This window comes from Saccharopolyspora endophytica, assembly GCF_018070075.1.
In the GTDB taxonomy this organism is placed as follows: domain Bacteria; phylum Actinomycetota; class Actinomycetes; order Mycobacteriales; family Pseudonocardiaceae; genus Saccharopolyspora; species Saccharopolyspora endophytica.
Genome location: NZ_JAGPXE010000004.1, coordinates 620,974 through 646,679, shown reverse-complemented (window position 1 = coordinate 646,679; position 25,706 = coordinate 620,974). Strand labels below are relative to the sequence as shown.

The following is a 25,706-nucleotide window of genomic DNA, read 5'->3' as shown; positions in this document are numbered from 1 at the left end:
GTAACGTCACCGGGCGAACGCACGGCTGGAAACAGGCCCTGAACACCCTCGTGATGTTCTACGGCGACCGGATCAGCCTCAACTAGAAACCGACCACCGCCTCACCCACGAAAAATCAGACAGGCCCTGCTGGGCCGGGTATCAGCAAACTCGGCCATGGAGGTGAAGAACTGACCAATCCAAGAACCGACAAACAGGAGGAGCAAGACGTACACAGCCCCATTTGCGAATAGTGGACCCACTGCTCAGCTTGCGCGCCATATGCTCCTCACCTTCATTTGATGGCCGAGCGGATCACCGAACATGCAGACAAGCAACTGGAGGCCGGTGCCGAAACACTCCCCTCCTGGTCCCCGCTCCGGCAGGGGAATACCTGCGCGTACTCCTCGAACTAGCCAACGGCGAGCCCACCTCGGCCGAGTACGCCGACATGCTCGCCGAGGGCATGGGCTTCTCCCCCATCCCCCCGAAAGCGGCGCCACCGACCGACATCGACGTCACCATCGGCGCCGGGGTGTCCGGGATGCTCGCCGCGATCAAGCTCGCCGAGGCCGGGATCGAACACGTCGTACTGGAGAAGAACCAGGACGTCGGCGGCAGCTGGTACGAGAACACCTACCGCGGGGCCGGGGCGGACACCCCCAGCCACCTCTACTCGTGCTCGTTCGCGCTGCGCGACTGGAGCACGCACTTCGGCAAGCTCGACGAGGCCGAGCAGTACCTGCGCGACGTCCCCAACACCTACGACCTGCGCGCGGTCACCCGCTGATGTCTACTTCAGCGAGGTCGACGAAGCCGTCCAGCCTGATGGCGCGCGTACGGTTCTACCGGGTCTGGTACCGGGCTCGCTCGCCTGGAACTTCAACGACCGGGTCCACCCGACGCTGCAGATCGACCCGGAGTGGGAGCACCCGGAACGCTGGGTCAACGCGGCCAACGACGGGCACCGGCGCGTGTTCACCCGCTACATCGAGTCCGAACTCAAAGGCCACCCCGATCTCATCGCCAAGGCGCTGCCGGACTACCCGCCCTTCAGCAAGCGGATGCTGCTGGACACCTGCTGGTACCGAGCCCTGCGCCGCGATCACGTCGACCTCATCACCGAGGGCGTCACCGAGATCACCCCCGACGGCCTGCGCGGCAGCGACGGCACCGAGATCGACGTCGACATCATCGTCCCGGCGTCCGGTTTCCACACCCACCGGTTCCTCTGGCCGATCGACGTCCGCGGCCGTTCCGGCGCGAGCCTCTCCGAAACCTGGGGGCCCGAGAACGCTCAACGGCGTCAGCAACTGGATCCGGGGCACCGCCGACGAGGTCGCCGACACCTACGTGCACCTGCTCCTCGAGGGTCTCAGCCCTGGCCCCGCAGATAGTCGGGGCGCTTGATCAGGAGCTCGGGACGGCCGTTGATCTCGGGTTCCACGACGATCTCGTTCCAGACCTCCTTCTCCACCGGCTCCAGCGTGACCGACACGGCCCCGTCCCGGGTGCCGAGGTGCTCGATCAGGGCCAGCGTGATCGACTCCGCAAGCTTCCGCTTCTGCTCGTCGGTGGCCTCTTTCGGGAAGTGCTTGATGTTCACGTGCGGCATTGATCGCTCCTCGACCTCGGGGACTCTGGCGTGCCTGACCGTAACGGGCACGGCATACCGGCTTCTCCCCGACTCAGCCCGCGTTGTCACTGCCCATCAAGAAACCTGGTCATCAACAGCCGAGCTGCTCGCAAAAGCCGAGCAGGGACCGCTGCTCGAGGGAATCGCCACTGCCGTCGATGGCAGGTACGCCTTCAATTCGAACCGCGGCGAAGTGGAGCCACGTTCCAGGGCGCCTTGTCAGAAGTTCGCCTGCGGGGAAAGGGACCCGCCGGGCTGCGCGCGCCTGCACCTCAGCGCGACGCGGCGCTTCGGTCTTCGGGGGTCTATCGAAGCCGAGGTGGTCTTGCTTTGAAGCGCACCATGTTCTCGTCGCGCCTTTTCGCCTGATCCGCGCGCTCGTGCGCTTGGTTCACGGCGTGTTCGAGTTGGTCGCCCAGTTCGCGGACAAGTCGCCGCAAGGAGCTGTTCCACTCTGGGCCGACGTCGAGGCGATCTACACGCCGCTGGAGGGAGTCGAGGAGGGCTCGTGTTTCCGCGTGCACGTGCTGCAACTGGTCGATCACGATGAGCAGTATGGAGCGAGATCTTCGGCCGAACGGGCTCGTTCCCATAACCATCTGGGCAAATCGCCACAAAGATCAACGAAGCGCCGACAGCCTGCCGCACTCCCGGGGCGACGCGGCCGCCGCGCTGCTGCATCCGATCGTTCGCGGTGCCAGCGCCGAGTCCGCGAAACGGCTGCGCAGCACGGCAGCCGAGGCCAGCGGCTACACGATCCAGAGCGTCGCGACCTACGAGGGCGGGCTGCAACTCGGCAAGGAATAGTCAAACGCGTTGCCGAATGCGGAGCCGATCCGCGTCGCGTGGCGTCGCCGCTCACGCCGCGGCCACTCACGCGGCCGTCCGGCTCGTGGACGCCACTGACAGCAGCAGGAAACGCCAACAGCGCCTCTCGCGCAGTCCACCCGGAGCGAGGGTTCATGACTACGTTCATCCAGCAGTGGCAGGACTGGCGCACCAACCGCGAACGCGGCCTCGCCGACCCGTACGGCTGGCTGGCGCTGGTCTCCCTGGACTGGCTGACCGATGTACCCGCCACCTACCCGGCAGCGCCAGGCGTGTGGTGGCAGGACGCCGAGGCCGCCTACGTCGACCCGCAGGGCGCCGAACTGTCCTACCAGGGCGAGCCGATCACCGGGGTGCAGCGCTTCGAGCTGGTCAACAGCGGAGCAGGAGCGCGCTCGTCTCCGCAGCACGCCACCAGGGTGTTCTGACCGCCGACGAGACCATCTCCGATCTCCACACCGCCGCGGACCGGGGAGATCGAGCAGCACGAGCGATCCTCCGCAACGCTGGAGGGGTCCTCGGACGATCGGTTGCCGGCCTGGTCAACATCGTCGACCCCGAAACGGTGGCGATCTACGGCGAGGGAATCACTGGCTGGCAGCACTGGCGCCCGGGCTTCGAGCCCGCACTGCGCGCCCACCTGCCCGCCCTCCGCAACCACATCCCCCGTCGAAGTGGACCGCTCGGACGGCCAGGCCTGGACACAAGGAGCCGCAGCGCTGGTCATGGCAACACCGTTCGACACCACCGGAACCGCCCGGGAACAGGGCCTGCAGATCCGCGCCCGGTTGACCAGCACCGACATCCAGGACGACGACCACAAGCGGCGGTCCCAGCCGATCTCGTGAACTCGATCGCCCGGCAGAAGCAGCAGAGCGCCCATGCCGGCGAAGCCTCAGGTTGGTCGGGTTTTGCGACCAGCGGGTGGCGGGAACACCGAGGTGAGTCGGGCGGGTGCTGATCCCCGCCTGCGAAGGTTGGTGGAGCGCGACGATGAACGGCGACCCGTTGGACAGGCACGTGCGCGACCGCACCGAGGGGCGGCTCGGCACCGTGGATGCCATGGCCGGTTACCTGGACGCCGTGCGCACGGCCGCCCGGGCGATGGAGATCGAACTGGACACGGCCCGCCTGAACCGGCAGCGGATGACCGTCGAGATCGTGGTCAGCGGCGCGCCGGAGATACCCGTGGAGTGGACGCCGTACCTCGGCTGGAGCTTCAACGAGGATGGCCGCCGCTACTACCGCGTCGGGCAGGAGGCCGATGCGGCTTCGCTGCTCCCCGATCCGGACGAGGCGGCGGGATGGTTGGGCGTGCTCGCGACCGGAGACCGCACCGGGCACGTCGAGCAGCCGATGCCCCTGGACCCCGATGACGACGCCTTGGTCGAGCGCTTGGCGACCTTCGGGCAGGGAACCGATCCGCACACCCCGGGCGACGACCACCCGTAGGTGAGGCCCATGCCGGAGCTGCCCGACCTAGAAGGATTTCGCCGCGTGGTCGCCGACCACGTCGTGGGCTCGAAAGTCGCGGCGGTGCGCGTGCTCGACGCAGGCGTCGTGCACACCTCGCCGGAGGAGTTCGCACGTGCTCTCCAGGGCCGGGTGCTCTCGGAGCCGAGCAGGTGCGGCAAGTGGCTTCGCGTTCCGACCCGCAACCGGTCCGGTTTTCCGCAGCTGCTGGCGCATTTCGGCATGACCGGCGCCTTCGTGTGGACCCCGGGCGAGCAAGCCGATCACCGGCACGATCGCGTCGTCTTCGAGTTCCGCGACGGTGCGTTGCGCTACCGGGACATGCGCAAGCTCACCGGACTGCGGTTGGCGACCGAGCGCTCCGAGGTCGAAGAACTGCTCGGGGACCTGGGTCCCGACGCCGCCGGTGTGAGTCGCCGCGACCTGCGCGCGAGGCTGACCCGCACGGCACGCCGGATCAAACCCGCGCTGATGGACCAGACCGTCGTCGCGGGCCTGGGCAACCTGTGCGTGGACGAGATCCTGTGGCGCTCGCGGCTGGCGCCGACGCTGAGCACCACCGACCTGGAGACGGCGCACTGGGCGAGACTGCACGCCCGACTGGGCTCGGTGCTGCGCAGCTCGTCCCGCGTCGGGCACGTTCCCGACCGCCCGTCCTGGCTGACCGGACACCGGGACGAGCACGACGCCCGGTGCCCGCGGTGTTCGACACCTCTGAGCCGGAGCAAGATCGCAGGGCGCAGCACCGTCTGGTGCCCCCGCTGCCAGCCGTCCTGACCTCCGCCAGGACGAGCGAGCAAGGCCTTGAACACCGCTACAGGCTGAAGGCCACCGAACGCAGGATCAGCACGACCACGAACACAGCGGTGAAGGCCAGGTCGAGCGAGATCTCGCCGACGCGCACCGGCCGCAAGACCCGCCGCACCGGCGCGATCACCGGCTCGGTCCCGGCGTGGGTCAGCGCACGAGCGCGCCTCACCCAGGGCGGCCCCTCGGTCGCTGCCCGAGCCCAATCCAGCACCATTCGAGCGATGAGCAGCAGCAGGTACGCCGTCACGACGTACCCCAGCACGGTGCCGATGAGGCTCATGACGGACTCCTCCGATGCTCGTCGATCCGGCTTTCTGGTGCACCAACGACTCACCCGCGCAGGAAGTGCCGCCCCGGCCGAGCAGCCGCTCGACTGCTACGCATCCACATCGGGCCCGGCTGGCGTCGAGCGTCACGCTCCCAGCCGTGGAACGCTGTCCCGACGGTCACCGGGTCGGATCGACGAGCACTTTCATCTTCTCGCCCCGGTGGAGCGATTCGAAACCTTCCGCGACGACGTCGCCGATCGCGATCGACTCCACCCAGCCCGTGGTGTCGTACTTGCCCCCGGCCATCAAGGCGATGACCGCTTCGAAATCCGAGCTCGTGTAGCACAGCGGACCCCTGGATGCGGCATACGTGCATGACCAGCTCCAGCAGTGGGGTTTCGAGCGGCGTTTCGTAGATGGCGACAGCCACCAGGGGCCCAACCGACTGTGAACTCCAGCGGCCCAGCTGGCCGCCAGCCCAGATACTCCACGGCCAGCCGCACATGCTCGGTGCGGGTCTTGGCGCGCTCCGGCACGCCCACGCCACCGAGCTGCTCAACGGGCTCAGCCGAACAACAAGGGCTGCACCCAGCTGGCGATCCAGTTGCCCGGGATGCCCAGCAGTGCCCCGGTCACCGCTCCGTAGACCAGGAAACGAATATCGCGGCCACGGCTTCGCTGTGCCGCTTCTTGCTGGCTGTTGTCGAGTAGGTGTCGCAGCAGCACGAGCTGCTCCGGTTCCAGTCGTTGAGCGGCTTCCAACCGTTTGAGCTCGCTATCACGCTCGGCGATCTGGCGATCCCGTTCGGCCAGTTCATCGTCGAGCTCACGCACGAGATGTTGGGATCGCTGGACCAGGTCGTGCAGTTGTTCGGAAACCTGTGCGAACTCGTCTCGGCTGGCCCGGATCCGGTCATACACAGGCTGATCGAGCTCAGGCCGCGATGGGCGGATCCAGAACTCGTACGACCCGGCCGCAAGCGGCACGAGGATGCCGAGCAGCGCAAACACGAGATCCCAATCGCCTTCACCGGAGAGCAACTGAACCGCGGCGACCGCGGCCGTTCCGGTCGCGATGGCAACGGTGCCTGTGAGTACAGTCTTTCCAACCGGTTTGAGCTTTGGGCGCGACCGCATGCGTCCTCCCCCATCGTGACGTCAGCCCAACATCATGCCGGACGGTGATCGCAGCCAAGACCAGGCCTCGGGTTGCTACGTGCCCAATCTTCAACCGAGCGGCCGTCCTCGGTGATTTCCGCCGTACCGTTCACCGGATTCAGCAGTGGTTCAGCGAGTCGCTACGGAGACCGGACCATCGGTCAAGGTCCGCGTCGGCGCCGCTGATCCATCGGTGGTCGTGGTCGTGCAGAGATTCAGGCTCGCTACCTGGTCATCGCGTTCATCGCGCACGGCGCGGACCTCGGCGACGGAGTCGACCTCGACGCGGGCGTGGCCGACGGCAGCGTGCTCCTGCAGCCGCGCACGGTTGCGGGCCGTGCGCGCATGCCGGTGCACCAGCGCGCCGGACGAGCCGGTTTAGCGACGTCGACCGCTCGGCGGCCTCGCGCTTGTGCTGCTGGGCGGCCTCTGTGCGTGAGAACAGCGGCGACGAGCTCGCCGTCGTTGTAATCCGGCAGCGAGCACGGCGAGCCCGGGCGCACTGATGCGGTCACGAACAGGGTGGTCACGGACTGGGCGACGCCGACCGCCGTGGTCTGACGCCGCTGTTCTGGTCAAACATCAACCCGCACCGAAGGTTCCGATTGGACATGGACCGACGCCTGGACTTGGAAACCGACGCCGAGGAGGCTTGATGGCCGGCTTCGCCGCATCGTTGCGGAACATAGGCCCAGCCGCGGGCTGGGCGAAGGCGATGGCGACCGCGATCGCCGCCGCCGACCTGGACCCGGACACCGGCCGAGCGCGGTTGTCCAACCGCCGCGCGGCTGAGCTGTTCAAGCAACGCCTCCGACGGGTGGACGCAGCATGACCTGCGACATTCCGCGCTGACCCACGCCGCCGAGGACGGAACGCCCACCCCGATGCTGATGACCAAATCCGGCCACACCTCGATCCGCACCCTGTCGCGCCACGCCCGGCCCTCCGCCGACGCGCTCGCGGCCTGGCACGCCGAGCGGGACCCTGCCGCCCGGAAGAAGGCGAGCCTGCGATGACGCGGTCGGAATCCTCTCGCGCTACCGGGATGTTCGTGCGCCACATCCGCCAACACCAGATCCGGCCGACCCGGTTCGATACGAACTACGGATGCTCTACCTCCGCGTACCCGCTACTTTGCGGCTCAGGGAGCTTCGGCAGAACTGGGTCGAGAGGGGCGGGTGACGGCCCAGGCCGCCTCGATCATCCGGAAGATCTCGTCCAACGCGGCGTCCGGATCGGCCGCCGCACGGGCCAGTGAATGGGCGTCGATCACGAACCTCGCGATCGTCCGGCAGGCCGTGGTGGTCTGTGGCAGGTCGAGATCGGCAGCGATGGCCGTTGCCAGCGACTCCGCATGGCGCAGCCTCATCGACTCCTCGAACTGCCGTAGGGCAGGTGATTCGTCGATCATGCGCCAGATCGGGGCGGCGCTGTCCGCCGTGCAATGGCGCACCATCGCGTGGATCTCGCGGCGCAGCGCGGGGATGAGCGGCTCGTGCGGAGCCCGGCCGGTGACCGCCCGAGTGAGGCCTTGCTCGAAGTCTTCGTCGCGCTCGAACACCAGGGCCTCTTTCGAGGCGAAGTGGGAGAAGACCGTGGTTACGGCGACGTCGGCCTCTGCGGCCACGTCACGGATGCCCACCGCGTCGTACCCGCGATCCAGGAACAGCCGCATCGCGGTGTCGGCGATCTTCTGACGGGTCGCGGCCTTCTTGCGCTCACGGCGTCCGGACGGGGCGGTCATCCGCTGATGCTATCAGGCACAAAAACCTAGCTGATATTAAATGCTAACTGTTAGGGTTACATTCGACCGCTGCGGGCGGCACTCTCGGCATCGAGGACGCCGGAGTGCTGCGCGTCGAACACGCCGACGAGTCCGACACAGCCGAAAACGCCAACGGCGCCGCCGAACGCTACGCCGCCTTCAGCCACTGGATGCTCACCACCGAACCCGCCACCTGAACCACCCGCGTGCCGTCAATCGCGGCAGTCAGCCGAGGGAAACAACAAACACACGCTCACCCACAACCGACCGTGAGCATTGAGGACGACAGCATGAAGAAGGTCATCTTCGCCGAGTTCGGCGGCCCCGAAGTCCTGCAGCTCCTGGACGCCGCGGAACCTCATGCGGGCCCAGGCCAGGTACGCATCACCGTCCGAGCAGCAGGAGTGAACCCCGTCGACTGGCGAGTCCGGGAAGGTCAGATCCTCGGCGCGCACCCGACCGAACTGCCCTCCGGTATCGGGCTCGACGCCGCCGGGGTGGTGGACGAGGTCGGCGAGGGCGTCGAAGGGGTCGAGGTCGGCGACCACGTGTTCGGCGAAGGCTCGAGCACCTATGCCGAGTTCGCCGTGTTGTCGGCCTGGGCCCGGATGCCCGAGGGACTGACCTTCGAGGAGGCGGCCGGATACCCCTCGGTGGTGGAGACCGCGCTGCGCGTCATCCGCGAGGTCGGCGTCCGGCCCGCGCAGACGCTGCTGGTCAGCGGTGCGTCAGGGGGCGTCGGATCGGCGGTGCTGCAGATCGCCCGTGAGCGCGGCATCACGGTGATCGGCACGGCCGGGGCCCCGAACCAGGACTACCTGCGCGGCCTGGGCGCCCTCCCCACGACCTACTGTGAGGGCTGGGTCGAGCGAGTCCGGGGGCTCGGACAGGTCGACGCGGCCCTCGACCTGGCGGGCTCAGGCGTGATCCGTGAACTCATCGAACTGACCGGGGACCCGGGGAAGGTGGTCTCCATCGCCGATCTCGGCGCGCCGGAGCTCGGTGCCCGGTTCTCCGGCGTGGCCGGGAGCGTGCCGGAAGCGCTCGCCGAAGCCGTCGACCTCCTCTCGCGGAGCAAGCTCCACATCCCGGTCGAGAAGACGTACACGCTCGCGGAGGCCGCGGCGGCGCACATCGACAGCCAAGCCGGCCACACGCGAGGACGCCGAGTCGTGGTCGTCTGAAAAAGCGCTGGTAACTGAGCGAGGCCGGTCATGACGCCGGAACCGACACCATCGGCTGACACTTGACCCATCACCACCAGGTGCGAATCTCCTGGCCATGATCCAGCGGATCCTGTTCACCCACGCCGCAGTGACCCCCGGACCGAGCAAGCGGCCCAAGAGCTCCTACCCCCGGTTCGAGGTTTCACAGCCCAACGAAACCTGGCAATCCGAATTCACCCATCACCGGCTGGCCGATGGCCGGGACACCGATATCCTGACCTGGCTTGATGACCACTCCCATCGTGCTCTCGGTATTCCGCGAAACCACTGCGGTACACGGAGTCCCAGTCGCAGTCCTGACCGACGACGGGATCGTGTTCACCACCCGCCCTTCGGCAGACGAGAGGGAGGCAACCACCTCGAACACGAACTACGACAGCACGCCATCCTGCAATAGAACCCCGACCGAACCACCCCACCACCCAGGAAACGGGGCCCTCGCCGTCGACGAACGTCGCGGTGTCAGGCCGGGTCTACGCCGCCCAGCAGCGGACATTCAGGGATGCGGGGAGGCTTCTGGCTCGACCTCGTCGGTGTGGCGGGCCTGGTGTTCGTCATGCCAGTAGCCCACGAGTTCGGCGTAGAGCTCACTGCGTGCGAGAAGCTCGTCGTGCGTCCCGACTTCTGGCGTGGTGCCAGAGAAGAGCAGAATGCGGTCGGCCCGTTCGGCTGAGCTGATCCGGTGTGCGATGACGATCATCGTGCCAGGGCGTCGGGCGAACCCGTGCTCGGCCAGCGCCTCGGCCGCAGGGTCGAGGTGGCACGTTGCCTCGTCGAGGATGACAATCCGGGCGGGACAGAGGTGGACGCGGGCCAGGGCGATCAGTTGTCGTTCGGCGGGGGACAGCCCTTCCCCGCCTGCCGGAATCGTCGCCTCGTAACCGCCGAGCCGGGCCAGCGTTTCCCCAGCGCCCACTGCGGCAACCGCGTCGTCGAGGGCTTCCGCGGTGGCGTCAGGTCGCAGGTAGGTGAGGTTTTCCCTCACCGTGCCAGCGAAAACATACGCATCCTGCGGGATGAGTGCGATCTCCCGCCGCAGCTGCTGTTCGTCGATGCGTCCGAGTTCGCCACCGTCGAGCAGAATCTGTCCGTGCTGCGGTTCGGTGAGGCCGGCGAGCAGGTTCGCCAGGGTGGACTTGCCCGCCCCGCTGGGCCCGACGACGGCGAGGTGGGTGCCCTCCGGAACGTCGATGCTGAGGTCGTGGACCACGGGCCGGGCGTGCTGCGAGTAGCCGAACGTGACCCGCTGCAAGCGCATGTTGTAGCCGTCCAGCGGGGACGCCGACGAGCGGGCAGGTGTCGTTGACGGCTCGTCGGCGCACACCTCAGCGAGGCGATCCAGCACGACCCCGAGGCTGACGAGCAACGTGCTGCCCGCATTGACCAGGAACATCACCGCGGACTGGAGACCGCCCGCGATATAGATGACTCCGCCGGCCAGTGCACCGGTGGTCAGGATCTGCGACGAGAGCAACCACGGGGCGAGCGCCAGCAGTGAGATCAGCGGCAGATGCACGCCGAGCGTCACAACGAGCAGCCGCAGGACTCGAGTCCGGGCGAACCCGCGCAGCGCTTCCGCTTGCTCCTCGATGGCATCCGCGACGTCGGCGGCTGCGCGTGGCTCGGCGGCCTGGGTGGCGACATCGCGGATGCCCGACACGATCGGAGCAGCCACGTTCCCGACCTGTTCGCTGCGCAGAACCACCACGCGGTAGCGCAGGAACAGGGATCGGAGCACGACGACGAACAGAGTCATCGCGAGCACGACGAACCCGCTGACGATCGCGGCCAACGTCGTGGAGAGCACCGCCAGGCCAGCGAGCGCGGCGAGTCCTGCGGCGACCACCTGCCGCATGTTGCGCAGCATGGTGGACAGCAGCACCCGGACCGCTTCCACCTGCTCGGTGATCTGCGAAACGCTGGAACCCGTCACGTCGCGCTCCCCGCGCATCGCCCGGTGCAGCGATGCGGTGATCACAGCGCGGACCATCGAGTCGCGCAGCGGTTCCACGCTCAGGATCAGCCACGGATACACCTGGCGAGTTCCGAAGGCGCTGACGATCCACAGACCCGCCATGGCGGCGAGCCAGGCGAACCCCGCGAACGGCTGGCCCGCGAGGAAGCCGTCATCGATCGCCTTGGCGATCAGCACACCCGAGACGAAAGTGGGCAGAGCTTCCAGGGCCGACCACGCCACCACCCGCCGCAACGCGCGCTGGTGCGGCCGGATGTGCTGGTGCAGCAAACGCATTCCGCTGACGAGCATCACTGCTGCACCGCCGTGTCGATCTCGGCGACCGCGACGGGCTCCGGAGCGCGCGCGCCGGATTCGTCCTCAGCGGCGGCGAAAACCGCGCGGTAGCCGGGCTCGGACCAGAGCACGTGGTGCGGCGCCAGGGCCCGGATGCGGCCGTTCTCGAGCCATGCCACCAGGTCGGCACGACTGGCGGTGGCGATTCGGTGCGCGATCACCAGCGAGGTCCGCCCGGTCCATGCACGCCGCAGTCCGTCTGCGACCTTGACCTCGGTGGCCGTGTCGAGGCTGCTGGTCGCGTCGTCGAGCACCACCAGCCGTGCTTCCCGGAAGACCGCACGCGCCAAGCTGAGGCGCTGCAGTTCGCCGCCCGACATCGGGGCGCGGGCCAGCGGCGTGTCATAGCCTTCGGGCAGCAGGCTGATGAACTGGGCGGCTTGGGCCAACGCCGCCGCCCGTTCCACAGCGGCCGGCGACACCTGGTCCTGCCCGTAGCTGATCATGTCCGCGATGGTGTCGCCGAGCACGGCGGGCCGTTCGAACGCGTAGGTGACGGCACGCCGCAGTACCGGGAGTTCGACCTCGGACACGTCGGTGCCGTCGAGCAGCACCACGCCTTCGTCCGGATCCCGTAACCGCCCCACCAGCGACGTCAGCGCGGTTTTGCCCGTACCGGACCGGCCTACGATGGCCACGCTCGTGCCGGCCGGGATCGTCAGGTCGACGTGGTCGAGGACCAGCCGGGTGTCCTCCCGGACGCAGACGCCTCGCAGCTCCAGGTGGCCTCGACCAGGTGGGAGCGGGGCAGAGCGCTCGGGCGTGGTGATGGCCGGTGTCGTGTCCAAAACCTCAGCCACCCGTCCCGCCCCGATCTGACAGGTCACCATCGCGACCGCGGCGTCGAGCACGCCGACCACACCAGCGGCCAGCGCGACGTAGGAGGATGCGGCAACCAGCTCGCCCGGGGTGATGTCCCCCGTGCTCAGCGCCGACCCGCCGACGGCGAGCACGGCGACCTGCAGCATCGGAACCAGCAAGGTCAACTGCCAGCTCATGCCGCGCTGGGCCTCCCAGACGCGCCGGCCGCTCTCGTGCAACTCCCCCAGCGGTTGCACGACGCGGTCGATGTCGCGCTCGACGGTCCCACTCGCGCGGATGGTGCGTGCACCTTGGTGCGCGTCGAGGAGCCGGGTCGCGATCGTCGCCTGGAGATGCTGGTACCGCTGCAGCGAGTCACCGGCCCTGGCCACGAACCGGCGGAGCAGCAGCGCGGCGAAAGGGACGCCGACGAGAAAGGTGATCGCCAGGCGCAGGTCGATCAGCACCAGCCCGGCGACCGCGCCGACGGTGGTCATCAGCGTGGCGAGCACCGATATCAGGGAGGGGAAGAAGCTGGCTGGGCTGGCGGCGTTCTCGGTGAGCCGGGACAACACCTCGCCAGCCGGGAACCGGCGGGGGCCGCCGACGCCAAGCAACAGCACGTGGCCGATCAGCCGGTGCCGGAGTCCCGCAGTCACTGCGCTGCCGAAATAGGAGCTGACGAGGTCGTCCACCGCCATGGCCACCGTGGTGACGCCCACCACCAGCACCAGGCGCCCGAGCGCTGCGCCGAGATCACCGCCGCGTATGGCCGCGTCGATCGCGGAGCCGATGACGGCCGGAGTGAGCACCGCCGTGACGGCCTGGACAACGGTGGTCAGAGCCACCGTGGCCAGCATCCAGCGGGACTGACCAGCCGTGGATCGCAGGAGGCGACCGCCGCTGGCGCGCAGCGCGTCGGTGTCGCCCTGGTGCCGCAGCATCCGGGCGAGTCCACGAAGCTCCATTCGTGAGATCCCCTGTTTCCGCTACCGTGGCGAAGCACGCCGACGGGGCGCGGGGAGGCGATGCCTCCACCGCGCTCAGGAACCGGTGTTCCCGCCCGGTACCAGCGGGCGGGAACACCGGGCTCCCCCGCCGGTCAGCTACACGAAACGCCGACGCAGATGGTGTTCAGCGCCGTCAGCAGGCCGACACACGCGCAGGTCCCTCCGCCGCCCAGCTGAATCCCGTCGATCTCGATCGGGTCCGTCTCAGGCAGCTCCTGCAGCGAGGCGACCATGTCGAAGTCCTCGAGCTCCATCGTGTTCACCCCCTTCCCACGTGAGTTGCTACTGGAGCCTCCTGCCGCATCCCGCCCGTCGTTGCGGTGCGGGTGAGGCAGAAGCGTTTAATCCTGCGCAGCAGCTCCGAGGGCCAGTCGGCCACCACGCCGGCGTGATTGGTGTCGAGTTCGACGTAGTCGAGGTCCGTGCCCGCGTGCCGCCCCAGGTCCAGCAGGCGGCGGTGCAGTACCCGCGACTGACGGACCGGAATGTGTTCGTCCCTGCGGCCGTGGACGAGCAGCAGCGGAGCTCGAAGCGACGCGCAGCGGCTCAGCACGTCGCCGTGCTGCTGGTTCTCGTCCAGCCCGCCGAGCTCGCCGATGCGGTCGCGAACCGCGTCGGCGGCGTCGGCGTTCAGCGCAGCCGGGGACAACAACGGTGCCAGCGCGACGCAACCGGACCAGCTGTCCGGATCGGCGCATGCTGCCAGCAGCGCGAGATAGGCGCCGTAACTGACGCCCAGCACGATCGGAGCCGGCAGCCCGCTGCGTCGGCGATCCCGTTCCAGGCGGGCGCACAGGTGCCGGACGTCGTCGAGATCGGGGCCTCCCCACTTGCCCAGTGCGGAGCGCAGGTGAGCCTCGCCGTAGCCGGTGCTGCCCCGGCAGTTGGGTGCGAGCACCGTCATGCCTGCGGAGGCGAGGGAGTGGAACAGCGGATCGAACTCGAAACCCCACGCGGACAATGGTCCGCCGTGCAGGGCAACGACGAGCCGTTCGCGGTATCGCCAGCCCGTTCCGCCGTAGACGATCGCTTCCATCGGTCCCGCTGCGCCCTCCAGCTCGACGAGTTCGGCGTCGGCGCTCGCGCAGCTGCTCGTCGTCGCCTCGTGCAGTGACCAGGCAGGCTTCGCGGCACTCCGGTCATCGAACCGAAGGGTGGCGAGGGTGCGGGGATGCGCGGGCTGTGAGAACGGGACACGAACGACGTCTCCGGCCCAGCAGGCCGGGGAGCTGACTATCCCGCGCGGACTGTCCAGCGGAGTCAGGCTGTCGTTGGCTGGTGTGTAGACGAACAGCCGTGAGACAGCCCCCGCCCGCTCGTGCACGAGGACCCGCTCACCTCGATCGTCAACGGCCAGCGGATGTCTCGGATATCCCCGGCGGTGCAGGACCTCGGGGAAGTGCACCGTCGGCTGACCGAGGACGCCCCAGCCGAGCCGGGGCTCGCCGGACGCGTTGCTGCTCACGACCAGCAGTCGTGTTGCGGGGGAGCAGAGCAGGATTCGGTCCGTGCTCGCCTCCGACATGAACCACGTGCGCCGCCAGCTGCCGTCGCTGAGATCGACGACGATCCCGTGCTGCCGGCCGCCGCGCGGAGTCTGGTTGATAGCCAGCGCCCGGCCTGCCTCATCGATCCACGCACCCCCGGAGAGCAGGCCGGGCAGCCGGACGATCCGTTCGATCCCCGGTGGCGCATCGCCGAGCCGCCAGATCGTCGATCGATCCGCGTCGTCCACGGTGACGGCAAGCCCGGGCGCGGACCATCCAACGGGGCCCGGCAGCAAATAACCGCCGAGCGCGGTCAGGGAGCCAAGCCTGTGCCCATCCGTTCCGGGTATCCCGTCAGCGGTTGCGGGGTACATCGTGATCTCGTGGCGTTGTGACCCGCACTGTTGCCACAGCACCAGTGAACCGTCGTCGAGCGGGAGCAGCTTGGTGGCCCGACCGACAGCGAAACCAGCGATCTGTCTCTGGACGACCTCCCCAGCGCCGAGCTGCCAGCTCTCCAGCAGGGCGGTGTCTCCCGCCACGCCCACGGACGCGGCGCGGAGCCCGCGCGGGGAGAAGGCGAACCCCGTGCGAGCGGAGAGCTCAGTCCCTGCCGGTCCGTTCGTGCTCACGTCGGCCTACTGGGTTGCAGGAGTTCGTCAGCCATCCACATGCGTGGCGTGCGGTATCGCAGGCGCAGCAGGAAGGCGAGCACACCTGTCATGCCATCGCCCCAGCTGCTGGTGAGGCCACCTCGTTCGTCCGGGAACACCACGCGGCTGTTGTGGTGTGTTCGGCAGCTGTGGACGAGCCGCGCCACCTGGTGCGCCATGCCGTCGTAGATGCCAGCGCCGGTCGCTTCCTGCATGTCGAGGAGGAAGTCCCCGTTGCCCGCGAGGCCGTGGCACTGCGCGAGCCCGGCGCGTGCCGAGTGCTCCATGACGGCGCGGGCGGCCATGCTCGCGTAGCTGCCGAAGCGCTCGTGGCCCGTGACGCGGAACAGCCGTGCCAGGAAGGTCCCAATGCCGGACGCGCCGTGACACCAGTGCGGGGCGGTCGCGGCATCATCCGATCCCGCACCCCACTGGGCCACCTCGCGGTCGACGATCGCGTGGCCGATCAACGTGTCTCCGGTGCGTACCGCCAGTGCCATCAGGTCTTCGCGGCCGGTCGCGAGTGCGGCGGCCAGCAGGAAGTAACCCACGCCCGCCGTGCCGTGGGCAAAGCCGTAGTACCGGCGGCCCGCCAGATGTGAGTGGTGCTCGGCCGGTGTTCCCCAGCTGACACCGTCGGCTTCCTCGTACGCGCTGAGCACGAGTTCGTCGGCCGACCGGTTCGCTTTCCGGAGCAGTTCGTCGTCGCCGGTGAGCGACCACAGGTGCAGCAGCGTCAGCCCGATTCCCGCGGTTCCATGAGTGATGTCCGGGTTCGTCACGGACACGGGAAGATCGATGGCGAGTTTGAGCGCCTCAGTCCGCAGCCGGTCCGCGCCGAGCTGGTCGCCTGCCTCGAACAGTGACCACGCGATGCCCGCCTCACCGAAGTACAAGCCGGGCGGCCGCTGGTCATCGGCCGGCAACCGCTGTGCGATCCAGTCGCCTGCGGCGGTCACCGCAGGCCCCAGCCTCGGGTCGTCGGAAGCACCGACCTGCAGGCAACGGGTGAGCACGCCGAGAACACCTGCGGCGCCGTGCTGCACGCTGCACGGATCGGGCGCGCCGTGGGCGCACGACACCGGCCACAGCGTCTGCGCATCGGGTGTCATCGAGCTCAGCAGGTGACCGACAACGCCGTCGACGGCGTGCTGCCAGCACTGGTCGTCGAGCCTCGGTTGGGAGGTGCCAGCCCGTGACTGCCCGGCATTCCGCGCTGCGGCCCCGTTCGCCGTGGCGAGCACCTGGTTGACCCGCGCGGGTTCCGGGCGCCTGCGCGGGTCGGGATGCATCAGTTCGAGGATCAGCCTCCGCAGGTCGTCGGGCAGGCCGGAGGGTTCCCACCGGACGTCCAACCACTCGGCCAAGCCGTGCTGCGGGTACGGCTCCCCGGGATCGCCTTCGATCATGCCGGGTACGTTGCCGAAGACGAGAAAGCAGAGCGTTGCGCCGAGACTGAAGTAGTCGGCCCGTTCGTTCGGGGACTCACCGTGGAACTGTTCCGGGGCGCTGAAGCCGGGGGTGCCCACCTTCAGCGGTGCGTCATCCTTCTCGCCGGTGGGCACGGCGAGCTCCAGGTCGATCAGCTTGAGCCGTCCGTCGGGCAGCACCATGATGTTGCTGGGGTTGAAGTCCCGCAGTATCAGACCAGCGCCGTGGGCGGATTCCAGCAGAGCCGCGACCCTTCCGGTCATCGTGAGAGCTCGCGGGATATCACGCCGCCAGCCGCCCGCGCGGATCTGTCCGGGGACCCACTCGCGAAGGGACACGCCCGGTACCAGTTCCTCGGCTAGGAACAGGTGCTGGCTCTGCTCGAAAAGCGCGAGCACCTGGGGAGCCAAGCCCAGTGGCGCGACCAGCTCGAGCGCGTGGGCCTCGGCCCGCAGCCTGTCTCGTTCGTCGCGTCCGGTGCGGTCCGCCCCGACGTGCGGCCGTGCCTCCTTGACGATCGCGGCGTTGCCGGTGTGGGTGTCGGTCGTCCGATAGACGCCACCGCGATTGGTGTGCCGGATCGCCTCGCGAGCGAGAAATCGCTTGCCGACAAGCACGCCGCCTTGCGCAGCGTGCTTGTCGCTGCGGTCCGCCTGGCGTAGTGCCGGATCCGGGGCGTTGGGGAACGGGCACGAAACCCACGGCGGCGGGGAGTACTTCCCGGCCCGGCGGTCCTCCACCGCATTGCCGTCCGGGTCCTCGATCACCCACGCGTAGAAGCCGTCGTTGGAGAAACGCCTCTGTTCGATGAAGGCGCCGTACCGGTAGTGCACCAAACTTCCCGGCGAGTACGGCCGGTCCGACAGCACACGCGGACCCGCCAGTCCGTCCGTCGCTTCGTGAAGTTCCGCCGCCAGCCGGACTGCCTCATCGTCGCTGGCCGGGTAGATCGTCAGGAACTTCCCGGAGTGGCCACGTGAGGTGTGGCGGTCGTTGAGCAACGCGACATGGTCCGGTGTGCGAGCAAATTTGAAGGCCGACTCGGATTCCAGCAGCACTGGCAGGGAACGGGTCAAGACATCCTGTGCCGAGGCAAGGGTTGCCGAGACGTGCAGCTTCCAGCCTTGGGAGCGTTGGACCGCGCTGCCTGGTGCCACCGTGCACCAGGTGCCGCCCTTGCTCACGGTCCACCGAGCTGACTTCGACGACGTGCGCAGCCCGGTGTCGAGCACATCGGTGAGCGTGGAGTCGTCGACCGCACCCAGAGACCTCGGGCCGAACAGGCTGAAGTTGAACTCCGCCAGCCGCGGGCTGTCCGCCTCGCGCGCGTCATGATCGGACGCACGCGCGGTGTCGTCGTCGGAACAGTCAGGTGACACCCCAGCCATGCGGTCTCCAGCGTTGCTCGGTCGTACGCGTTCGAGAACCTTGCCAACAGGCTAGGAAAGGAAACTCCGCAGGGCTTTGTGGATCGCCTTCACCACCGATCAGGCAAGTGCCGTCGAGAGGGACGAAACGCGCAGCTCTCCGGACTGCGTGGGCGAGCGAGGAGGAAAAATGGCCGCTGAAACGTTCACTCGTTCGGGTGTCCGACCCCGTTCTTGTCGTGACGAGCCAGCATGGATTTCCGGCGAAAGCCCGGCAGATCACGACCTACCGCAAACGTGGATCTCTCACATCTCTCTGCCAAACCACGACGTGACGGTCCTGTGCAGCGCCAGCAGAGATCACAAAGTGACGCTGGAGCACTAGTCTCAGTGGGACTCATGGCATGAGACTCTGAGACGCACCCGCGCAAGAGACGTCGTCCAGGAGAGTCGTGCTGGTCATGCAGTGTGCTGCGCGCATCGTGCGACCAAGTCCAGAACCGCCGAATCGCAGTCAAGCTGCTCCGCTGGGCGCATGAAGCATTTGACGCGGGTCAGCAATGGCTCCGCAGGGGAAGGGCGTCCGAAACGACCCGATACGACTACCTGCTCGCGGTGGTCCAGCTCGGAAGGGCACGGCGAATATCTCGCGTGCGGATGTGGAGTCCTTCCAGGTTCGGGTGATCGAGACTCGTTCGGCTGCAACTGCTCTCAACAAGCACAAGTGCCTGCAGCAGTTCTCTCGGTGGTTGGCCGAGGATGAGCAGGCTGTGGAGCGGTCTCCTGTGGATGGGGTTCGTCCACGGCAGCCGCCGACGAAGCTGGCCCCGTCATCAGTACCGATGACACAACGCGGTTGTTGGAATCGTGCAAGGGATCTGGATTCATGAATCTTCGTGACCAGGCGATGATTCGCTTGTACTGCAACACCGGGGCACGACTGCCCGAAGTGGCTAATCTGCGCGCGGAACGCCGTGTCCGCATGGGTCCCAAGACTGCACGTACGTTGAGTCCATACATGCGGGCACCTTCGCGGCACTGCGGTTCAGAACGTCCTGAGCCACCACGTTCTCGGTCTTGAGATCGAGATCGAGATCGAGAACGAGAACGTCGAGGGCCAGCGAAGCGACCTCGGACAAGCGAGCTCCCGTGTTGGCGAACAGGCGGATGATCGCCTGACCCCTCAGGCTCAGGAAGTCCCGGACGCCGGAGCAGGTCGCCAGCAGCTGTGAGGTGACATCACCCTCGATCACCGGAATCAGCATGGCGGGTGTCGCGGGCTTGCGGACCCACTCCATTGGAGATCGGCCGATCTCGCGTTCGTCGTTCATCAGCCAGCCGAAGAACACCCGCAGCGCCTTGTGCTTGTTCACCGCGGTCGCCGCCGAGGGATCTCGATCACCCAGGCCTAGAACGCCTCGATCTGATCGCGAGTGACCTCGGCCGGGTCCTCGGCAGCGTCGTCTGCTCCGGGTCCGGAGAGTCCTCACCGAGGTAGCGAGCCAGCTGCGCGGCTGGCAGCAGATAGTTGTAGCGGGTCGTCTCGGGATGGTTCACAGAACGCAGGTTGCGGCCCCAGTCGCGCAGGTATCCGGACCAGACCGTCGACACGCCCTCCAAGAGCCAACCAAGATCAAAAACTGCCATGCCAAATCTCCGTAGTCAAGGTGTCCATGAGCGGCATGCTTGACTACGGGAAACGTTCCAAGAACACAAAAAGAGGGTTTCCGCTGGCTCTGACCTGCGGAAACCCTCCCACCGGTCGGGACAGCGGGATTCGAACCCACGGCCCCTTGACCCCCAGTACTCCCGCGCCGACTTTTCTCAGGTCAGGAGTGCGCTACGGGTACGAGGGTTGTGGTTCCGCAGGCGCGACGCGGGCAGTGTGAGCCACGCGTGGTCCCTGCCCGGTACCCAGCCTCCTGCTCCTCATTTCCGCGCGAAGGTCGTGGTTCCGCAAGCCTGACGCGGGGACCGTGCTCACCGTGCGGTCCCCGCTTGTCCCCTGCACGCACGAGAAATGCGCAGCCGCACTACGTCCGATAACAGGGGCGTGCGTTTTCCGTCACGGTCGAGTCCTTTCACGTGCCGGTCGGGCGGTGTACGCGACCGCGGGGATGATGGCCAGGGCGAGAGCACCGCCGATCATGGCGAGTGTGGTGTAGCTGCTCGCGGCGACGACGAACCCCGAGGCCATGCCGCCTCCGGCTCCGGCCAGAGCGATGGCCACGTCCACGGTGCCTTGGGTTTTGGCGCGGGTTGCCAGGGGGACCATGTCGGTGATGATGGCGGTGCCGCTGACCAGTCCGAAGTTCCAGCCGAGCCCGAGTATTGCGAGGGCGAGCGCCAGCAGGGCGACGGAGTGCGGCGGTGCCAGGGCTGCGACGAGGCCGGCCGTGAGGAGGGTAAGGCCGGAGGCGGCGGCCACGGTCAGCCTGCCGAAGCGGTCGACGAGCAGACCGCTGAACGGGGAGGGCAGGTACATCCCGGCCACGTGCACGGCGATGACCAGGCCCGCCGCGCTGACGTCGTGGCCGTGGTGCTGCATGTGGATCGGGGTCATGGTCATGATGCCGACCATGATCAGCTGAGTGAGCACCATGACAGCTGTTCCCAGCATGAGGTGTGCGTGGTGACCCCGGGTGTGGCTATCGCGCTGTTCGGAGGTTGTCTTTCCGGAGTCCGCCGTGTCTGCGGCGAGGGCTCGTGCGGTGGTTAAGGGGTCTGGCCGCAGCATGATCCACAACACGGCTCCGGCCGCTGCGTAGGCGAACGCGGCCAGGATGAACGGCCCGGCCAAACGCGGGATGTCGAGTACATCGGCTAACTGGCCGGTCGCGGTGACCAAGTTCGGGCCGGCAACCGCGCCCACTGTGGTGGCCACCAGGACTGTGCTCACGGCCCGACCTCGGTGCGATGGCGATGCGAGATCGGCACCCGCGTAGCGGGCCTGGAGATTGGTGGCCGTTCCCGCGCCATAGATGAAGAGTGCGAGGAATAAGAGAAGAACGCTTCCCGTGGCGGCGGCTATGACGACTCCGAGGCTTCCGACAGCTCCGGCCGCGTATCCGGCTGCGAGCCCGGTGCGGCGTCCTAGGCGCTGTGATGTGCGCCCGACCAGGATCGCTGCGGCGGCGGAACCGACGGTGAACAACGCGCTGGGCAGTCCGGACAAACTGGTGCTGTCCAGCATGTCCTGGGCTAGCAGGGCGCCAACGGTGATGCCGGCGGCGAGACCGGCTCCGCTGAGGATCTGGGCGGCGACGAGCACTCCGAGGATGCGTTTCTGGGCAGGGTGAACGGCAGTAGGCACGGGTCGCCTTTCAGGGCCGGGAACCAACGGAACAGGACATTGGGGTGCATCTGCGGGGGCACTACATACTGCGGAGGCGCAGTCACCGCGGCTTGGTTTGCCTGACGCGCCAGAGGCGACGAGGAAGCTCACCTTCCTCGAAGGCGTGGACCTCGCGCAGCTCCCACTGCTGCGCGAGGGCGTCGACCAAGGCGGAATCGAAGAAGTGCACGGCGAAGCCGCCGTGCTCGTAGATGTCATCTCCGTGGGCGATGCCGGTGCCGTAGTGGGCATCGCCGGTGTAGCGGACGGTGTAGATCAGCGTGCCGCCCGGGCGCAGAACGCGGCGAACGTCGGCGACCAGTGCGTGAATCTCGGCCGTGGACAGGGCCATGCACAGCAGCATGTGCGCGAACACGCCGTCCACGCTGCCATCGGGAAGGGGGATCGGGGCGCGCACGTCGTGGACGGTGGTGGTCAGGTGGTCGCTGACGCCGTCCTGGCGGGCTCGGACTCGAAGTTGCTCGAGGGCCTCAGGGCTGAAGTCGAGGGCACGCACCGAGAAGCCTCGGCGGGCGAAAGAGAGGCTGTCGCGGCCGTGCCCTGCTCCCAGTTCCAGCACCCCAGTGGCACCCTCGGCGGCGAACACCTCGGCCGCATACTGGGCAGGCTCGGACGGCTGGTCGCCGTACATGTGCGGGTTGGCCTGGTACACCGACTGCCAGTGCGTGTGTTGAGCCTGGCCCAGGTCAGCTGTCATCGTGCCTCGCTTTGGTGTTCCGCGTGGAAGGGTGGTCGTCGGCGCGGTCGGGGGTCAGGTGGTTTCCACCGGCAGCTCGGCGAGGCGCCATTCGAGCATTCCGTCGGCGAGTCGGCTCGCAGTCCGGCCGTGTGCAGTGAGCAGCCGCACCGCGTCGTGCGCGAGCACGCAGTAGGCACCGCGGCAGTAGGCCACGACCTCCTGGTCGGCGGGGATGTCACCGAGCTTGTCGGCCAGCTCCTCCACAGGGACTGACACTGCACCTGGGATGTGGCCGGCCTCGTACTCCTCGCGGGGCCGCACGTCGAGCACGACGACGTCGCCGCTCTCGGCTCGGCGCAGGAGCTCGTCCCGGCTGACGCGCTCAGCGTCGTCGGGACCGAGGTAGGCGCTGCTGGCCGCTTCCACGTCGGGCAGGTGGGCGCTGGCCACCGTGCGCGTAAGTGCGTAGAGCGCGGCGACGTCGGTGCCGGCCAGCCGGTAGTGGACCTTGGTGCCCTCGCGGCGAGTGGTGACCAGGTTGGCCTGCTTGAGCGTCTGCAGATGCGCCGACGCGGTGGTCAGACCCAGTTCCGCCGCACGCGCCAACGCCTCGACCGTGCGTTCGCCCTGCGCGAGCAGGTCCAGCAGTTCAAGCCGCTTTCCGCTGCCCAGCGCCTTGCCGACACGGGCGAACTGATCGAACAGAGCAGTCTTCGCGTCTCGATCACCCATCAGTACTCCAATCTTTCATGGAATAGTGTATAACAAGAAGTGCACGCGGAGAACACGCCCGGAAGGAGCGCTCGCGATGAGCACCGTTGACCTCGTACCGCTGATCGACGAGGGCCTGGGCAATTCCGCTTACCTGGTCGATCTGGGAGACGGGCGCGCGCTCGTGGTCGATGTCAGCCTCGACTTGCGGGCGGCTCAGCAGGCCGCGCGACGACGGGGGTTGACCGTGGCCTTCGCTGCGGACACCCACTTGCACGCCGACTTCGTGTCCGGCGCCCGCCAGTTGTCGGCGACCGGAGGCACCCGCGTTCTGGCTTCGGCCGCCGGGCACCGGGAATTCCGCCACACCGGACTGCACGACGAAGACGAGATCGACCTCGGCGGGCTGCGACTGCGCGCCCTGGCCACTCCGGGACACACCCACGAGCACCTGTCGTTCCTGCTGCTTGACGGCGACCGGCCGGTAGGTGTGTTCACCGGGGGCTCGTTGCTGGTCGGTTCGGCAGCGCGCACCGACCTGATCACGCCCGAACAGACTGAACCGCTGGCCCGCCAGCAGTACGCTTCACTGCGCAGGCTCGCCGGCCTGCCTGACGAGGTCGCCGTCTGGCCCACCCACGGCGCCGGATCGTTCTGCTCGGCACCGCCCGGTGCGCAGCGCACCAGCACGATCGGTGGGGAGAAGGCCACCAACCCGCTGCTGCGGGCCGAAGGCGAGGACGCGTTCGTGGCAGCGCTGACCGGATCGCTCGGCAGCTTCCCCGACTACTTCCTGCGCCTGGCCGAGGTCAACCGGCGAGGCCCCGCAGTGCTCGACACCGACCCGGGACTACCCGGACTGGATGTGGCACGGGTGCGGTCGCTGCTGGCCGAAGGCGCTCAAGTGGTCGACGCGCGGCCGGTGCCCGAGTTCGCCGCGGGTCACATTCCCGCGGCGCTGTCGATCCCGCTGCGGCCGGTCTTCGCCTCGTGGCTGGGCTGGCTCGCCGACCCGGAACGACCGCTGATCGTCGTGCGCGGAGACGAGCAAGACCCGGCCGAGATCGCCTGGCAGGCCGCCAAGATCGGTTGCACCAACATCACTGGAGAGCTCCACGGCGGCATGGACGCCTGGATCGGCGATGAGCAGGAGATCACCGCTACACGGCTGGTGCGTGCCGAGGAGATCGACCGGGAGAACGTTCTCGACGTCCGCCAAGTTCCCGAGTTCGCCGCCGGGCACGTTCCCGGCTCCACTCACGTTGAGCTCGGCTCCCTCGCGGACCGTGCCGAAGCGCTGCCGCACGCACCGACCGTCGTGATGTGCGGGCACGGCGAACGTGCGATGGGAGCCGCCAGCCTGCTCGAACAAGCCGGGCACCGCGACCTCGCCGTCCTCGAAGGTGGCCCCGCCGACTGGGCCCAGGCCACCGGCCGCCCGTTGGAGCACGGGGAATGAGTGCCACCCGGGTGAGGTTGGGCCTGCGCGCCAACCTCGCCCAGTTCAGCCTGCTCGTCGTGGTCAACGCCCTGGTCGGCGGCATGGTCGGCCAGGAGCAGACCGTGCTGCCGCTGCTGGCCGAACGGGAATTCCACCTCGCCGGATACACCGTTCTGCTGACCTACGTGCTCGTGTTCGGGCTCAGCAAGGCCGCCACGAACTACTTCGCCGGCACCTGGTCCGACCGCTTCGGCCGCAAACCCGTCCTGATCGCGGGATGGCTCATCGCGATCCCCGTGCCCGTGATGCTGATCTGGGCTGATCACTGGGGCTGGATCGTGGCCGCCAACCTCCTGCTCGGCATCAACCAGGGCCTGACCTGGTCCACGACCGTGATCATGAAGGTCGATCTCGTCGGCCCCCGGCAGCGCGGGCTCGCGATGGGCTTCAACGAAGCCGCCGGGTACGGCGCCGTCGCGATCACCTCGGCCTTGGCCGGCTACCTCGCCGAGCAGTACGGGCTGCGCCCCACACCGTTCCTGCTCGGCGCGGCCTACGTCGTGCTCGCCCTCGTCCTGTCCACCCTGGCCGTCCGCGAAACACGCGAACACGCTCGACTCGAAGCGAGCCAGCCGCAGTCCGGAAGCTTCACCGGCCAGCACACCGATCTGACCAACCGGCAAGTCCTTGTCCGCACGACCTTCACCGACCCCGCGCTGTCCTCGGCCAGCCAAGCCGGTCTGATCAACAACCTCAACTTCGGCCTGTCCTGGGGCCTGTTCCCACTGCTGTTCGCCAGCGCCGGGCTCGCGGTGGACCAGGTCGGCATCCTCGTCGCCCTCTACCCCGCCGTCTGGGGCATCGGACAACTCGCCACCGGAGCCCTCTCCGACCGATGGGGACGCAAGCACCTCATCACCACCGGAATGCTCGTCCAAGCAACCGCCCTCACCCTCATAGCCATCGTCGGCACCTTCCCAGCCTGGGCGATCGCGACCGCACTGCTGGGCGCGGGCACCGCGATGGTCTACCCCACCCTGCTGGCCGCCATCGGCGACGTCGCCCACCCCGGCTGGCGCGCCCGATCGGTCGGCGTCTACCGACTCTGGCGCGACAGCGGCTACGCCGCCGGCGCCGTACTCGGAGGCATCGTCGCCGACATCTGGGACCTACGCGCCGCCGTCTGGGCCGCAGCCGCCCTCAGCCTCGCCTCCGGCATCAGCGTCGCCCTCCGCATGTACGAAACCCACCCCCGCACCGACCGCCGCCCCATCGACCACATCGGGGACACGTCATGACCATTCCCAGGGACTGAG

26 protein-coding genes and 2 pseudogenes are annotated in these 25,706 nt (G+C 68.0%); 13 read left to right on the top strand and 15 right to left on the bottom strand.

The window, feature by feature from the left end:
* Window positions 1-430 precede the first annotated feature (430 nt).
* Window positions 431-769, top strand: coding sequence for an NAD(P)-binding protein (locus KBO27_RS13615; RefSeq protein WP_210970310.1), 339 nt, complete (start codon window positions 431-433; stop codon window positions 767-769).
* A gap of 184 nt (window positions 770-953) precedes the next feature.
* Window positions 954-1,376 carry an NAD(P)/FAD-dependent oxidoreductase gene (locus tag KBO27_RS13610; protein ID WP_210970309.1) on the top strand — a complete coding sequence of 141 codons (423 nt, stop codon included), beginning with the start codon at window positions 954-956 and terminating at the stop codon, window positions 1,374-1,376.
* Here the strand turns inward: KBO27_RS13610 and pptA are convergent.
* A complete protein-coding gene (pptA, locus tag KBO27_RS13605; protein WP_210970308.1) occupies window positions 1,355-1,594 on the bottom strand; it encodes a tautomerase PptA in 240 nt (79 codons plus the stop codon). The genes KBO27_RS13610 and pptA overlap by 22 nt on opposite strands.
* A gap of 326 nt (window positions 1,595-1,920) precedes the next feature.
* Entirely contained in the window at window positions 1,921-2,160 is a 240-nt protein-coding gene (locus KBO27_RS13600) for a hypothetical protein (RefSeq protein WP_210970307.1), read from the bottom strand.
* A gap of 10 nt (window positions 2,161-2,170) precedes the next feature.
* Here KBO27_RS13600 and KBO27_RS13595 point away from each other — a divergent pair, with 10 nt between their 5' ends.
* The 5 genes and pseudogenes from KBO27_RS13595 to KBO27_RS13580 all read left to right on the top strand — a co-directional run bounded on the left by KBO27_RS13595 (window position 2,171) and on the right by KBO27_RS13580 (window position 4,693).
* A complete protein-coding gene (locus KBO27_RS13595) occupies window positions 2,171-2,422 on the top strand; it encodes a hypothetical protein (RefSeq protein ID WP_210970306.1) in 252 nt (83 codons plus the stop codon).
* 155 nt (window positions 2,423-2,577) lie between these two features.
* Window positions 2,578-2,838 (top strand): annotated as a pseudogene (locus KBO27_RS13590) (DUF1684 domain-containing protein); the annotation flags it as partial.
* 330 nt (window positions 2,839-3,168) lie between these two features.
* Complete coding sequence (locus KBO27_RS34255) at window positions 3,169-3,291, top strand: hypothetical protein (RefSeq protein ID WP_281420747.1); 123 nt, start codon at window positions 3,169-3,171, stop codon at window positions 3,289-3,291.
* Window positions 3,292-3,436: 145 nt separating this feature from the next.
* Window positions 3,437-3,895, top strand: a complete 459-nt coding sequence (locus KBO27_RS13585) for a hypothetical protein (protein ID WP_210970305.1) — start codon at window positions 3,437-3,439, stop codon at window positions 3,893-3,895.
* A gap of 9 nt (window positions 3,896-3,904) precedes the next feature.
* Entirely contained in the window at window positions 3,905-4,693 is a 789-nt protein-coding gene (locus KBO27_RS13580; RefSeq protein ID WP_210970304.1) for an Fpg/Nei family DNA glycosylase, read from the top strand.
* Window positions 4,694-4,730: 37 nt separating this feature from the next.
* Here the strand turns inward: KBO27_RS13580 and KBO27_RS13575 are convergent, their stop codons facing one another.
* The 3 genes from KBO27_RS13575 to KBO27_RS13570 form a co-directional block, all read right to left on the bottom strand.
* The gene (locus tag KBO27_RS13575; protein ID WP_210970303.1) at window positions 4,731-5,006 is read right to left on the bottom strand and encodes a YggT family protein; all 276 of its coding nucleotides are present in this window, start codon (window positions 5,004-5,006) and stop codon (window positions 4,731-4,733) included.
* A 166-nt stretch (window positions 5,007-5,172) separates the two neighbouring features.
* The gene (locus tag KBO27_RS34250; protein WP_281420746.1) at window positions 5,173-5,301 is read right to left on the bottom strand and encodes a hypothetical protein; all 129 of its coding nucleotides are present in this window, start codon (window positions 5,299-5,301) and stop codon (window positions 5,173-5,175) included.
* A 258-nt stretch (window positions 5,302-5,559) separates the two neighbouring features.
* Window positions 5,560-6,132 carry a hypothetical protein gene (locus KBO27_RS13570; protein ID WP_210970302.1) on the bottom strand — a complete coding sequence of 191 codons (573 nt, stop codon included), beginning with the start codon at window positions 6,130-6,132 and terminating at the stop codon, window positions 5,560-5,562.
* A 676-nt stretch (window positions 6,133-6,808) separates the two neighbouring features.
* Here KBO27_RS13570 and KBO27_RS13565 point away from each other — a divergent pair.
* The 3 genes and pseudogenes from KBO27_RS13565 (at window position 6,809) to KBO27_RS34245 (ending at window position 7,169) form a co-directional block, all read left to right on the top strand.
* On the top strand, window positions 6,809-6,985 hold the full coding sequence (locus tag KBO27_RS13565) for a hypothetical protein (RefSeq protein WP_210970301.1): 177 nt from the start codon (window positions 6,809-6,811) through the stop codon (window positions 6,983-6,985).
* Window positions 6,942-7,034: pseudogene (locus KBO27_RS34780) on the top strand (hypothetical protein); the annotation flags it as partial. The gene KBO27_RS13565 and the pseudogene KBO27_RS34780, both read left to right, overlap by 44 nt.
* Before the next feature lie 3 nt (window positions 7,035-7,037).
* Window positions 7,038-7,169: a hypothetical protein gene (locus tag KBO27_RS34245; protein WP_281420745.1), complete on the top strand. Its 132-nt coding sequence runs from the start codon at window positions 7,038-7,040 to the stop codon at window positions 7,167-7,169.
* A 125-nt stretch (window positions 7,170-7,294) separates the two neighbouring features.
* Here KBO27_RS34245 and KBO27_RS13555 read toward each other — a convergent pair whose 3' ends face one another.
* Window positions 7,295-7,897 carry a TetR/AcrR family transcriptional regulator gene (locus KBO27_RS13555; RefSeq protein WP_210970300.1) on the bottom strand — a complete coding sequence of 201 codons (603 nt, stop codon included), beginning with the start codon at window positions 7,895-7,897 and terminating at the stop codon, window positions 7,295-7,297.
* Window positions 7,898-8,208: 311 nt separating this feature from the next.
* On the opposite strand from KBO27_RS13555, the gene KBO27_RS13545 reads away from it, so the two are divergent.
* A complete protein-coding gene (locus KBO27_RS13545; protein ID WP_210970299.1) occupies window positions 8,209-9,102 on the top strand; it encodes an NADP-dependent oxidoreductase in 894 nt (297 codons plus the stop codon).
* Between the two features lie 538 nt (window positions 9,103-9,640).
* Here KBO27_RS13545 and KBO27_RS13540 read toward each other — a convergent pair.
* From KBO27_RS13540 to KBO27_RS13500, 9 genes are all read right to left on the bottom strand, one after another.
* The gene (locus KBO27_RS13540; protein WP_210970298.1) at window positions 9,641-11,296 is read right to left on the bottom strand and encodes an ABC transporter ATP-binding protein; all 1,656 of its coding nucleotides are present in this window, start codon (window positions 11,294-11,296) and stop codon (window positions 9,641-9,643) included.
* A 113-nt stretch (window positions 11,297-11,409) separates the two neighbouring features.
* Window positions 11,410-13,224, bottom strand: coding sequence for an ABC transporter ATP-binding protein (locus tag KBO27_RS13535; RefSeq protein ID WP_210970297.1), 1,815 nt, complete (start codon window positions 13,222-13,224; stop codon window positions 11,410-11,412).
* A gap of 134 nt (window positions 13,225-13,358) precedes the next feature.
* Window positions 13,359-13,520, bottom strand: a complete 162-nt coding sequence (locus KBO27_RS13530) for a VenA family class IV lanthipeptide (RefSeq protein ID WP_210970296.1) — start codon at window positions 13,518-13,520, stop codon at window positions 13,359-13,361.
* A 5-nt stretch (window positions 13,521-13,525) separates the two neighbouring features.
* A complete protein-coding gene (locus KBO27_RS34570; RefSeq protein WP_210970295.1) occupies window positions 13,526-15,385 on the bottom strand; it encodes an alpha/beta hydrolase family protein in 1,860 nt (619 codons plus the stop codon).
* Entirely contained in the window at window positions 15,382-18,225 is a 2,844-nt protein-coding gene (gene lanL, locus KBO27_RS13520) for a class IV lanthionine synthetase LanL (protein ID WP_210970294.1), read from the bottom strand. Before lanL ends, KBO27_RS34570 begins: the two co-directional genes overlap by 4 nt.
* A gap of 932 nt (window positions 18,226-19,157) precedes the next feature.
* Entirely contained in the window at window positions 19,158-19,577 is a 420-nt protein-coding gene (locus KBO27_RS13515; protein ID WP_210970293.1) for a site-specific integrase, read from the bottom strand.
* A 692-nt stretch (window positions 19,578-20,269) separates the two neighbouring features.
* Window positions 20,270-21,475, bottom strand: coding sequence for an MFS transporter (locus tag KBO27_RS13510; protein WP_210970380.1), 1,206 nt, complete (start codon window positions 21,473-21,475; stop codon window positions 20,270-20,272).
* 124 nt (window positions 21,476-21,599) lie between these two features.
* Window positions 21,600-22,256: a class I SAM-dependent methyltransferase gene (locus tag KBO27_RS13505; RefSeq protein ID WP_210970292.1), complete on the bottom strand. Its 657-nt coding sequence runs from the start codon at window positions 22,254-22,256 to the stop codon at window positions 21,600-21,602.
* 54 nt (window positions 22,257-22,310) lie between these two features.
* The gene (locus KBO27_RS13500) at window positions 22,311-22,970 is read right to left on the bottom strand and encodes an ArsR/SmtB family transcription factor (protein ID WP_210970291.1); all 660 of its coding nucleotides are present in this window, start codon (window positions 22,968-22,970) and stop codon (window positions 22,311-22,313) included.
* Window positions 22,971-23,046: 76 nt separating this feature from the next.
* On the opposite strand from KBO27_RS13500, the gene KBO27_RS13495 reads away from it, so the two are divergent.
* Together KBO27_RS13495 and KBO27_RS13490 are read left to right on the top strand one after the other, a co-directional pair.
* Entirely contained in the window at window positions 23,047-24,408 is a 1,362-nt protein-coding gene (locus KBO27_RS13495) for an MBL fold metallo-hydrolase (protein ID WP_210970290.1), read from the top strand.
* On the top strand, window positions 24,405-25,688 hold the full coding sequence (locus KBO27_RS13490) for an MFS transporter (protein WP_210970289.1): 1,284 nt from the start codon (window positions 24,405-24,407) through the stop codon (window positions 25,686-25,688). The genes KBO27_RS13495 and KBO27_RS13490 overlap by 4 nt, the downstream gene beginning before the upstream one ends.
* The last annotated feature ends 18 nt before the right edge of the window (window positions 25,689-25,706 follow it).